This is a genomic window from Bacillus clarus, assembly GCF_000746925.1.
Lineage (GTDB): Bacteria > Bacillota > Bacilli > Bacillales > Bacillaceae_G > Bacillus_A > Bacillus_A clarus.
Genome location: NZ_JMQC01000006.1, coordinates 1 through 11,500, shown reverse-complemented (window position 1 = coordinate 11,500; position 11,500 = coordinate 1). Strand labels below are relative to the sequence as shown.

Here is an 11,500-nt window from a genome sequence, read left to right as displayed (position 1 = left end):
AGTTGCTTGAGAAATTACTTCCATCGCCTTCTCAATTTCCTCTTTCGAAAAACCAAAATCATTTTCATACTGTTTTCTTTCAGACTCTAAATCTCTTTGTCTAGCATTTTTTTCAGCTTGTCCGAAGTCTAAAATTTTATTCACCGTTACCCTCCTACTATGCCAGAAGGAAACCAAAACCAATATTTTTTTATGTATGTTTAATAAAACAAATAACTATATTATCATTCCCAAAACGTGTATTGTTTGATAAAATATGAATAGTTATTTTATGAATCATTTTTCTTGGTTAGGGTGGTTTCCTACCTGGAAAATTCTTAAGAAACTTTGTTCGCAGCAAAGTTTCTTTTTTCATTTTACCACAAATTTCTACATAAAACTTTAATCCTCATCAATTGAAAACATCTACTCTTTTAACGCTCCATCCCATAGTCTTGATCTCGTTTTTTAGACCTCATTTTTAATGTCTTTTCCTTCTTTTGTTGTTCAATCTTTTTTTGTTTATCACTAAAGAATTTTTGAACCCCATTACGCTCACTATCATCTACAAAATGGCGCTTCAAGAACTTTTTCCCCATCTTATCTAATACAGTTGCTTTTATATAGCCCACCATGTTTGCAAGTTGAGGTACTTTCTCTTTATAAAATTCCTTCACTCGTTCCAACGTTTTCTTCAAAAAATCATTTTCCGTTTTTAATTCCAGATTTTCAGTCTTAAGTTGTTGATTTTCTTTTATTAAATGTTCCACTTTTTCTTTTAAATTAATTCTATCCTTGTTTAAAAGATCATTATCACCTATAAGCTTCTTATTTTGTGTTTTAAGCACATCTGAAGCTTTCGCAAGGGTTTTAATAGATTGATAGTCCTTAGACTCCAGAATAACCCTTCCTGTCGCTTTCTCGACCTTTTTAAACATTTCACGTTCCCAAATAGTTTCTTGATGCACTGGAATTTTATCAAATTTCGAAACATCTTCTACATCCGCTACTAGTTTATTTGCCAATTCTTTTGCATGATCTGCTTTCTTTAATGCTTGTACAAACTCATTTTCATGATATTTTGTTTGCTCTTTAAACCCTTGAACTGTCGCATGTTTAATATCTTTTGTTGTACCTCTTTCCAACTTATGCCCATGTTCATTCATACAGTGATGGTATCTATCTTGCAAATTCGCTAAATCTTCTTTTGTTTTAATAAACTTCTTACGACTAATTTGCCATATATCAGTCTTTCTACGTCCGTCATACGCCTTAATTAAAGGAACTGCTACAACATGCAAATGTGGTGTCCTCTCATCCATATGAACCGCTGCATGAATGATTTTATCTTTTGTAATACCAATATCTTTTTCAAGAAACTCAAAAGAATGTTTCGCCCATTCTTCAATTTCCTCTTTCGATTTATTCTGAAAGAATTCCTCATCACTCGTAAACAGAAATTCACAAGCCACATCATTTTTGGCACTATTGATTGCTTGATCAAATGATTTCCGTCTATCAGATCGCATACTTTTCATACGTTTCTCATGGTCTATTTTCATTTCACTTGTAATCTCATTAAATCGTTTTAAATATGTATCCTCACATTTTACAAGCTCGATATTCTCATTTGATTTCGCCCGATCAATATCATGATTTGTATACGAAACTCTATCCGCATTATGTTTTCCAATTCCTCGTAGATCTCCTATCGTTTTAATTCCTTGCACTCGGAAAATAGAATAACTCACAGAACCAGCCCCTTTATATTCGTCCACCTAATCATGGCATAGAGGATAATTGGATGTCAATTAGAGAACACACTCTTATATTGTCACTACGCAACAATAGAGTGTGCCCTACGGGACACGTCGGCTTCGCCGATCACGGACAAGCCGTGCAAGAACAAAAACCTTGGGCTTTGCCCAAACCCACTGGGGAAAGCTTCCCCAGACCCCATATAAAAAACACCCCCAACCCCCTCAATTTTTGAGGGGGCTCCCTCGCCGGTAGGCAGGGTCAAACGGATACCGTTTGACAATCCACAAGAGGGTCTGGGACAGATGAGTCAGTCAACTCCTTAATGCTCACTTCGTTCCGCTTACCGTTGACCAACAATTTATACAGCTTGGTATAACGTTTAAAAGAGATTATCCATAGTTTTTTCTTCTTTCTATTTACATGCAATCCATATACCAGTAATTAAATTACACATAGATGAATATACGTTAAATTGTTGCATTATAAAAAACTTCAAGGGGATGAAAAAATTGTTAAAAAAATTAAGCATCATACTACTTACATCTTGTTTTGCCTTACTTACTATGTTTAGTTTTACTTCTACATCTTTAGCAGCTACAGAAATTAAAAGTCGCTATAATTTGATTGATGGAAAACAAACTATTACTCCTGACCTTAATAAATCTGTGAAACTGGAAGTAAGGACAGGAAAAAAAGATAAAAATGATAAAGAAATTATATTAGGGTTTTCTAATCGAGATAAATTTATTAATTATCTCAACTTAGAAAAAAATGTAATAAATAAAGATATTATTAAAAATCTAGGTTCAGGTACTTGTTGTACAGATTTCTATTGGGATACCAATAAAGGTGGATCCTATTTTAGTATTTCCCCTGGAAACGTATCTTCATTATCAGGAAATGGTTGGAATGACCAAATATCTTCAATCAGTACTGCTAAATATGGAAGTTATACAGTGCTTTGGCAACATACGCCAGAACATAATTATGGCTACGGTATAGCTTTTAATAATAGCCAATATTATGGATCAACTATAAATCTTACAGATCATTACATGGGAGATGGGACTAATTGGAATGATCAAACTTCTTATATAGAAGTTAAAAATTAAATTTTTGAATATTTGTTTACATTAAATAAAAAGAAAATCAAACTAGAAAAACAATCTAGTTCGGTCTTCTTTTTATTTTAAATTCATTAATAATCGCTTTTTTCACATCACTATAAAATACCATTATCAACATTCCCAATATAGTTATAAATAAAGAAATTCCTTCAATACCAATAAATATTCCTATAAATATAAGAGCACTACCAATAAAAAAGCCAAAATCATTTTCATCATCATCGTCCTCACATTCATCCTTATCTTTTTTATCTAACTCCTCTCTAACATCCTCTGATCTCTTTATTAACTCATCAATTGTTATTTCATACAATTCACTAAGTAAAATCAAATTATCAATATCAGGATAACTTTTATTACTCTCCCATTTATAAACAGCTTGTCTAGTCACTCCAATCTTTCGGGCTACATCTTCTTGTGAAAAGTTTTTTGATTCACGAAACTTTTTCAATTGCGGACCTAAATTCATATTATTCACCTCTAAGAAATCATTACATATAAAACCGTAATCAATAAAGAAACCATTAGTCTAATAGATGTAAACTAATGGTTCACATATTTAAATTCTTTCTAAATCTTTTAAATCTACATTCAACTAAAACAATATTATCAGAAACTAAAAAAGAATCCTAAAAACATAGGGTTCCTTAATGAGAAAATGTGATATTTCGTTACCTCATCCATATGCAATATTGCATATAAAAATACATTGATATAATTGTAAGCGCTTACTATAATAAAAATATAAAGATTCACCACATCTTAATACGAAAAAAAAGGAGGAAATAATATGACAATCGCAATGGCAGTTTTAAAATTTGTAGGTGCAGCACTTCCATTAGTTCAAGAACTTATAAAAGCATTTATGTAAGTTCACTATTCCACAATTATTTATAAAAATTATCATACAAATGATCTATATATCAAAAATAAATTGATGTGCAGATCATTTGTGTGAGCAAAGTCCCTTTAGCATTATTAAGGGACTTTTTTTATTATTATTGAAAGTAAACTTTTAAATATTAATTTACATTCAAAATGCCTAAAATGTTGACTTTATCCCAATCACCCTAACATCCTCAAAGTTAACCACAAAAGTATACATTCAAAACACCATAAATAAATACCTGGTTATTCCCTTCACGAAAAGGAGATAAACCCAAAAATATAAATTTTTTATTTGATAACATCCTTTTTATAACTTTTATTTAAATTATTTACATATCGAGTTAAATGGTTTAGAATTTTTTTGTAATCTAAAAAATCAGAAAAGGGGAAATTTTATGTTTAAATCATTAGCTTTAAGTGCAGCTTCAGTATTAATGTTATTTAGTGGGGGAATTACAGCTAGTGCAAATAAAGTGAATACAAAAAATGCTGAAATTGCACAATACGGTTTTTGGGATGATCTTAAGTGTGAGTTGTTCGGTTCTCCAACGGGATGCGTAAAATGGAGATAAATAACAAAAAATCCGTTAAGGGATAGCATCACATTTCTATCAATCTAACAAAGTAAAAAACATGCTATTCTTTCTGTAAAATCATAGAAAAAAGGGGAAATTTTATGTTTAAATCATTAGCTTTAAGTGCAGCTTCAGTATTAATGTTATTTAGTGGGGGAATTACAGTAAGTGCAAATGAAGTGAATACAAAAGATTCTGGAGTTACATATGCAGAGCGAGGCTGGTTAGATGATCTTTATTGTAATCTGATTGGTCAGGGATCATCATCATTTGGATGCAAAGGGCGTCCTTAATTCTTATTATATTTACCTATCAAATAACAAAAAAATCTATTAAGGGGTAACACCAATATTCCCCAGATTCCTTACGCTAAGTCTGTAACCCTTGATATAAAAAGGATTTCAGCATAAAAAGCGAAACCAACCGATTGTTTATGGAACTTTATTTATTACAAAAAAAGTACCATAAAAATCATTAAATACCGTTTATCATAACTTCTTAACGTAAAGTAAAAGCAATACTTTCAACAAAATTCCAATTCATTCAAACTGACTAAAAAAGAAGCATCTATAAATAGATGCTTCTTTTTACTTTTTCTATATTAAAAACATAACATATTCATAAAAAGGGAATGCATGTATACTGATCTATACTGCATTCCCTTATTGTAATTGTATGTCCACTACTATTCTTCCTTTTCCAAAATTAAAAAACTGAATCCAAATTTCTTGGTTTTCACCTCTTTCTCAATTTACTCCATTGTAATACTAAATATCCAATTTATTAACCAGTGCCCCCCTCATAAATCATAATAACTTTTAAAATACTAATCACAACTGTTATTAAAATAACAAATTAATTTTTTACAAAAGAAAACAACTTGTATGAAAACAGGTTGCTTTCTTTTATAGGGTAAAACAAAGAAAGAGTGGAAAAGCAATACTCAAACATGTCAATTAAATGGAGTAAACTGACCGATAAGACTAAAAATTCTGAAAATTTAATCGCTAAGGGTTTTTGTTTACTCTTTCTTTGTTGTTATGAGTTTAACATTAAAAATAACATAAATCAACAAATAATCACAAAATTCTTATAAATTCGACATTTTATTTATCTCACTCTAATTTCAACTTAAAAACATAGTTACTATATATTCCACCAGAATTAAAAAAACCAATTAAAAACCAGCTATCCTAAGATACTTTTTCATTCAAATGTGCATCAATATTTCCCAGTACGTCTCAATAGAGTAAATCCTATTGATACAAAAGTAAAACCTTAAAAACAAAGACTTCATAATATCTCCTATGACTTGTCTCAAATATCTTAACATTGTTAAAACAGCAGATGTATATCAAGAGATAGGTTTATATCATTGTGAATCCACATTTTACTAACTGTTCCCTTTCTATAATCTTATTAATACAAAACATTTTTTCTTGCTTACATATATTATTAATAAAATTTCATAGACAAATATGCCTCATAAAAGCATCGACTATTAATAAAATACTGATAATCATAGATTATTGTCTGTATTTTATTAATAAACTTCAATAAATAAATTTCAAAAACTATTATACAAGCTCATACACAAATAAAAAAAACGAATATATTAACATGGAAAAGTTTTAAAAATCTAAAATAAATTAAAAAGGGTGATTAGATAATATGAGTGAACAATGTCCAATTAATGTACCATGTCAAGTTACAGGACAAACCCAAACACCATTAAATGATGCACCTGCAACACCAATTCTTACTCCAGGGGCACCAATTGTAAAAATACCAGTTGTATTAGCAGAAAGAACGATTCAAATTGTTGTAGAATCTGATATTTCATTAGATCCTCCAGCAACTGAGATTAAACGTGTCTTAAAAAACGTATTTTTAACACAATGTAAATTGGTTCCTGTAGCATTTACTCCAGTACCAGGTACAAATTTCCGCCGAGTTACAAGAGCAAAATTATTTGTACAAGGATATATTCGTAAAAATATTGAATATGCAAATGATGAGTGTAATGGAGTTCTATATGACCGTATTGCAAATGTTAATTTTAATGGATTTGCAGATTTATCAGGAACTGATTTTCTATCACAAGCTTTAATAGCAGCTTCCTCAGACACTACTTCTCACTTTATTAATCCTAAAGATGGTGATTTACCACGTCTAGACAAATACTTCTTCGAAAATGCAGTTTTTTATAACGAACAACCATATTGCGAATTAGTCAGCGCTAACTTCTATGAATTAGACTTTTCTCCTTGTCCAACAAACTTAAATGAACCATTTGATACTCTTCGTGAAAAAATTGTACTAGATCTTACTTTAAAAGTTTTACAAGTACAACAAGTACAAGTTTAAAACAAAGAAGCACTCATTTTGAGTGCTTCTTTGTTTTAAACTATTAAGAAAAATATTTATTTTTCCAAACCCATCTACTTAAACATATCTTGTAATATTGAAATAAGTGAGCGCAACTCATTTCAATATTACAAGATATGTTTAACCAATAATTCTGGTGCAAAAAGAAATTATCATTATCAAAAATTGAAAAGAAATAATTAATAATAATTTACTGACATACAACATTATTAATTCAAATAACATATTAAAAATAGATTTATCTAAAAGGAGGTAGTTCTTTCATGAGTAAACATCCATCAGATAAGGATATTCCAAAATCAAAAGAACAAAATAATACAAACACCGTAGAAGAATGTGAAATCCAAACACATGTACATGAATTTACAGCTAGTACTAAGTTAGCGGAAGAATGTGATGACAGACATAATCATCGTTTTGCAGGTGTTACTAGTGAAGTAATACCAATGGGCAATAGTCATGTACATACAATATTTGTTAATACTGATTTTTTTAATCATCATCATGAAGTAGCAATAACAACAGGCCCTGCTATCCCTGTCGGTAATGGAAAGCATATACATTTTATCAACGGAACAACTACATTAGATGATGACCACGTTCATGAATTAGAATTCACTACTTTAATTGACCGACCTCTCTTATAAAGAAAGATGTGCAAATTGCACATCTTTCTTTAAATATTAAATAAAAAAATTGTACAAACCTAATAACCATAATTCATCATTAAATTCTAAATTTATTTACCAAACAGACGACTCCAAAATGATTTCTTCTGTTCTGAAGCTGCTATTAAACGCTTACTATCTTCTATTTCTCTTAATACTTGCATTAATTGAATATCTCTCTGTTCTTCTCTTATTATCCTTTGAACATCGGTTTCCTGTAAAAGTTTACTTTGTTGATCCAATCTTTGAATTAACTCTAAATTAAGTTGTTCTAATCGTTCTATACGTTCTGCTAATACTTTTATGTGTTCTGAAGCTGCTACGCTATCCGTAGCAACAGTTGCTACCTCATTTTCTACAACACTTGTCATTACTGAATTTATAGCCTGTTCTAGTGTTATATTCTTCTTGTTCGTAGCTGCTATCAGCCGTTCTATAGTTGCTACATCTGTATGATAAAAAATTCTAGAATTATTGTTACCACGCTCGAAAGGATACCCAGCTTCCTCCAGGGCAAGACAATATTTACGCAGAGTACTTGAGCCAATCCCTAAGTTCTTGGCTACCTCAGACCCCCAATAAGTTTGAGCCATATTTTTATCCTCCCTCTGTTCTAAGCTGTTCTTCGGTTGCTATATAGTGTTTTCCTTCTTTAAAAAGGTAACACCTTCTTTTTCAAATTTAAAGAAAAGTTTTCAGTTATCTTTTAAAATTTGTCAAAATAGAACATTATAAAACAACTACTTTTTTATACAAAATTCTATATTCATAGAGAGTTTCTCTATAACTTTTAAACATTGTTTATTTTTAATCTCTGAACGTAACAATGATAGGTTAGTAAACAAACCTTTTTCTTATTAAAACATAAAATAATATAACTCTTATTCGAGAGGAGGTATAAAAAATGAGCTGGAATAGTGACTGTGACTGGTGGAAACATAAACATTGTAATAACTCTTGTAAATGTAAACACCATAGTGACTGGTGGAAACATAAACATTGTGATGACTCTTGTAAATGTAGACACCATAGTGACTGGTGGAAACATAAACATTGTGATGACTCTTGTAAATGTAGACACCATAGTGACTGGTGGAAACATAAACATTGTGATGACTCTTGTAAATGTAGACACCATAGTGACTGGTGGAAACATAAACATTGTGATGACTCTTGTAAATGTAGACACCATAGTGACTGGTGGAAACATAAACATTGTGATGACTCTTGTAAATGTAGACACCATAGCGACTGGTGGAAACATAAACATTGTGATGACTCTTGTAAATGTAGACACCATAGCGACTGGTGGTGGAAACATAAACATTGTAGTGACTCTTGTAAATGTAGACACCATAACGATTGGTAAAACATAAAGAATATAAATATTCTTTTCTTTGTTTATATTATAATTTTGATGAATAATTTTAAAAAAGCTTATCCTTTATAAGAAAGGATAAGCTTTTTTCGTTCGCTACTAATAATGAGACGTTATATTTACCTCACATAAATATGATATACATTCTTCCCTATGCTTCGCTAAAATTTTCATATCTTTCCTTTACTTTTTGTCTGTCGGCTTGGCGATATAAGCAAATCGAGCCAAAAAAAGTTTTGCAAGGATAAAGCTAAGCTAAAAGGGTGGAGATTTTTGAGTGGGTTTCTCAAAAATACGACCCGTTCCTTGCGGAACTTTTAGCCCTATATATAAGAGTGAGAAGAGCAAAGTAAAGAAAATCAGTAATATCAAAGATTTATAAGGGGTAGAGTGTGGGAAAATTCCCACACCCAAAAAATGAAAAAACGATAAAAAAAAAAATAGTCTTGTTTTTTCGGGGGATCGGCAAAAACATCCTATATCTAAAAACCTACAAAAATCCCTTCAAATTTTCTGAAAGACTTTTATTCAAATAATATATCTATGATTTATCAATAATTATGTTGTTATAATAGACCTCACTAACCAAATAACGAAAAAATAGCCATTCCTAAAGGTTGATCTAAATTCCCACCATTAAACTCTCCTACACGTACTGGAATTATCGGATTCGTAATATCATAAATTTCTACTGTGTCATCTCCAGGATTTGCTACATAAAGAAATTGAAGTCTCACAATAGGACCTGGTCCTGTTGGACCCGTTGGTCCAATTTGAAGTGGAGGTACAGGGGGAAGAAAACACTCACACGGAATATGAAATTTCTTTTTAAATTTACTCATTTCCACACCAACCTTATCTTTCAACCACTTACACCTTACAACTTATGAATCCGCAAACATACAAGTATAAGTAAAAAACCTATAAAAATTAAATATTATTATCAATAATAGACAAAAAAACAATCATTATCTTTTGTAAAATAAAAAGTGGGATTTTTTTATCATTAAATTCTAATTTATTTACTAAACAGGCGACTCCAAAATGACTTCTTCTGTTCTGAAGCTGCTATTAAACGCTTACTATCTTCTATTTCTCTTAATACTTGCATTAATTGAATATCTCTCTGTTCTTCTCTTATTATCCTTTGAACATCAGTTTCCTGTAAAAGTTTACTTTGTTGATCTAATCTTTGAATTAACTCTAAATTAAGTTGTTCTAATCGTTCTATCCGTTCTGTTAATGCTTGTATGTGTTCTGTATCTGCTACGTTATCTGTAACAACAGTTGCTATCTCATTTCCTTCAACACTTGCCATTGCTAGGTTTATAACCTGTTCGAGTGTTACGTTCTTATTGTTCATAGCTGTTACTATCCGTTCTATAGTTGCTACGTCTGTATGATAAAAAATTCTAGAATTATTATTGCCGCGCTCGAAAAGATACCCGGATTCCTCCAGGGCAAGACAATATTTACGCAAAGTACTTGAGCCAATCCCTAAGTTCTTGGCTACCTCAGATCCCCAATAAGTTTGAGCCATATTTTGTCCTCCCTCTGTTCTAAGCCGCTTTTCAGTTGCTATGTAGTGTTTTCCTTCTTTAAAAAGGTAACCCTTCTTTTTTAAATTTAAAGATGAGTTTTCAATTATCTTTTAAAAATAACTTCCGCTTTCGAAAATCATGTAAATAAGCTTTCCATATGGACAGCTTATTATTTTTTACTTAACGTGGTTTTGTTCTGATCTTTTGGTTTGAAATTTTCTTTTTGGCTAGAATGCTGGCTCGTCGTGTGGGGGCGAAACCCCACGTATTACGTATCTATTTTTAGAATAACAACTATTTAGAGACGAATGATCTAAGCGGTTCGGCTCGTATACTTGCTAGTCCAAGTCGAGAACCATTGCTTTACTTTTTGTCTGTCGGCTTGGCGATAAAAGCGAATCGAGCCGAAAAAAGTTTTGCAAGGACTATATAAAAAAGAAAAGGCGTTAGCCTTTAGGTGAGGATTAACGAACCGGCTTTTTTATATAGAGGGTGGAGATTTTTGAGTGTTTTTCTCAAAAATACGACCCGTTCCTTTCGGAACTTTTAGCTATATATATAGAATGAGATAGTTATAAATACAAAAAGTAGATTAAAACTAGTAATATAAACAATTCATACTTTTTATTAGCGTATCAAATTTGATACGGTACCGTATCAAATTTGATACGGTACTCTTGGTAATAAATTCAAATAAAAAAAGAGCCGTAAAAACGACTCTAAAATAATTTAATTGGTAACTTACTTAAGACAGTATTTTTACTCATTACATTTTTGAATTGTAAAACCAAATGTTCTGAAACATCATCTTTACTACCTGAAATAATAATGTTTGGATTTACAAACAAAACATAATCTTTTGCTTGCTGGTTATCTTTAAAATCTCCTGATATCGATTTTGCTAAGACACCTTTTTTAATCAAAGAATTAACTACTCTACTAACTTTTGGTCTTGATGTTTTCAAAACCTCGGCAATTGTTACAATAGTTAGCGCACAAGGAAGTTTCTTCTTAACATCATCTACGATCGCATTAGAGTACATACTTACATTACATTGTAAATCCGTTAAAAATACTTTTTCCTCACTAGTAAAATATTTTTCATCTCGTAAGAACTTCCAATTTTCTTGAATAAATTGAGAAAACCTAATTTTAGATGATGGTTTTTTCTTCTTTCCTAAGTACAACTCTTCAC

General features: G+C 30.9%; 11 protein-coding genes and 1 pseudogene. 6 read left to right on the top strand and 6 right to left on the bottom strand.

Annotated features, from left to right (window positions below; genetic code table 11):
* Window positions 1-413: 413 nt before the first annotated feature.
* The gene (gene mobV / locus DJ93_RS00275) at window positions 414-1,730 is read right to left on the bottom strand and encodes a MobV family relaxase (protein ID WP_052109474.1); all 1,317 of its coding nucleotides are present in this window, start codon (window positions 1,728-1,730) and stop codon (window positions 414-416) included.
* Between the two features lie 519 nt (window positions 1,731-2,249).
* Here mobV and DJ93_RS00270 point away from each other — a divergent pair.
* Window positions 2,250-2,852, top strand: a complete 603-nt coding sequence (locus DJ93_RS00270; RefSeq protein ID WP_052109472.1) for a hypothetical protein — start codon at window positions 2,250-2,252, stop codon at window positions 2,850-2,852.
* Between the two features lie 55 nt (window positions 2,853-2,907).
* Here the strand turns inward: DJ93_RS00270 and DJ93_RS00265 are convergent, their stop codons facing one another.
* Window positions 2,908-3,336 carry a helix-turn-helix domain-containing protein gene (locus DJ93_RS00265; protein WP_042978653.1) on the bottom strand — a complete coding sequence of 143 codons (429 nt, stop codon included), beginning with the start codon at window positions 3,334-3,336 and terminating at the stop codon, window positions 2,908-2,910.
* Window positions 3,337-4,150: 814 nt separating this feature from the next.
* Between DJ93_RS00265 and DJ93_RS32765 the strand changes: the two genes are divergently transcribed.
* From DJ93_RS32765 to DJ93_RS00245, 4 genes are all read left to right on the top strand, one after another.
* Complete coding sequence (locus DJ93_RS32765) at window positions 4,151-4,327, top strand: hypothetical protein (protein WP_161785241.1); 177 nt, start codon at window positions 4,151-4,153, stop codon at window positions 4,325-4,327.
* Window positions 4,328-4,431: 104 nt separating this feature from the next.
* Window positions 4,432-4,623: a hypothetical protein gene (locus DJ93_RS00255; RefSeq protein ID WP_042978652.1), complete on the top strand. Its 192-nt coding sequence runs from the start codon at window positions 4,432-4,434 to the stop codon at window positions 4,621-4,623.
* 1,378 nt (window positions 4,624-6,001) lie between these two features.
* Window positions 6,002-6,697 (top strand): CsxC family protein, encoded by a 696-nt coding sequence (locus DJ93_RS00250; protein WP_042978651.1) that lies wholly within the window; start codon window positions 6,002-6,004, stop codon window positions 6,695-6,697.
* Window positions 6,698-6,981: 284 nt separating this feature from the next.
* Window positions 6,982-7,365, top strand: a complete 384-nt coding sequence (locus DJ93_RS00245) for a YmaF family protein (protein WP_042978650.1) — start codon at window positions 6,982-6,984, stop codon at window positions 7,363-7,365.
* A 92-nt stretch (window positions 7,366-7,457) separates the two neighbouring features.
* Here the strand turns inward: DJ93_RS00245 and DJ93_RS00240 are convergent, their stop codons facing one another.
* Window positions 7,458-7,979: a DUF3967 domain-containing protein gene (locus DJ93_RS00240; RefSeq protein WP_042978649.1), complete on the bottom strand. Its 522-nt coding sequence runs from the start codon at window positions 7,977-7,979 to the stop codon at window positions 7,458-7,460.
* A gap of 324 nt (window positions 7,980-8,303) precedes the next feature.
* On the opposite strand from DJ93_RS00240, the gene DJ93_RS00235 reads away from it, so the two are divergent.
* Window positions 8,304-8,762, top strand: a complete 459-nt coding sequence (locus DJ93_RS00235; protein ID WP_152569949.1) for a hypothetical protein — start codon at window positions 8,304-8,306, stop codon at window positions 8,760-8,762.
* 742 nt (window positions 8,763-9,504) lie between these two features.
* On the opposite strand, the pseudogene DJ93_RS33005 reads toward DJ93_RS00235, so the two are convergent.
* The 3 genes and pseudogenes from DJ93_RS33005 to DJ93_RS00220 form a co-directional block, all read right to left on the bottom strand.
* Window positions 9,505-9,630, bottom strand: a pseudogene (locus DJ93_RS33005) (collagen-like protein); the annotation flags it as partial.
* Between the two features lie 152 nt (window positions 9,631-9,782).
* Window positions 9,783-10,304, bottom strand: a complete 522-nt coding sequence (locus DJ93_RS00225) for a DUF3967 domain-containing protein (protein WP_042978647.1) — start codon at window positions 10,302-10,304, stop codon at window positions 9,783-9,785.
* A gap of 720 nt (window positions 10,305-11,024) precedes the next feature.
* Window positions 11,025-11,500, bottom strand: a 476-nt coding sequence (locus tag DJ93_RS00220; RefSeq protein ID WP_042978646.1) for a MarR family transcriptional regulator, incomplete at its 5' end; no start/stop codon positions are given.

Bases quoted from the DNA above. Each gene is read 5' to 3' on its own strand.
- DJ93_RS00245 (WP_042978650.1), top strand. From the start codon at position 6,982: ATGAGTAAACATCCATCAGATAAGGATATTCCAAAATCAAAAGAACAA.
- DJ93_RS00255 (WP_042978652.1), top strand. From the start codon at position 4,432: ATGTTTAAATCATTAGCTTTAAGTGCAGCTTCAGTATTAATGTTATTT.
- DJ93_RS00265 (WP_042978653.1), bottom strand. From the start codon at position 3,336: ATGAATTTAGGTCCGCAATTGAAAAAGTTTCGTGAATCAAAAAACTTT.
- DJ93_RS32765 (WP_161785241.1), top strand. From the start codon at position 4,151: ATGTTTAAATCATTAGCTTTAAGTGCAGCTTCAGTATTAATGTTATTT.
- DJ93_RS00225 (WP_042978647.1), bottom strand. From the start codon at position 10,304: ATGGCTCAAACTTATTGGGGATCTGAGGTAGCCAAGAACTTAGGGATT.
- DJ93_RS00240 (WP_042978649.1), bottom strand. From the start codon at position 7,979: ATGGCTCAAACTTATTGGGGGTCTGAGGTAGCCAAGAACTTAGGGATT.
- DJ93_RS00250 (WP_042978651.1), top strand. From the start codon at position 6,002: ATGAGTGAACAATGTCCAATTAATGTACCATGTCAAGTTACAGGACAA.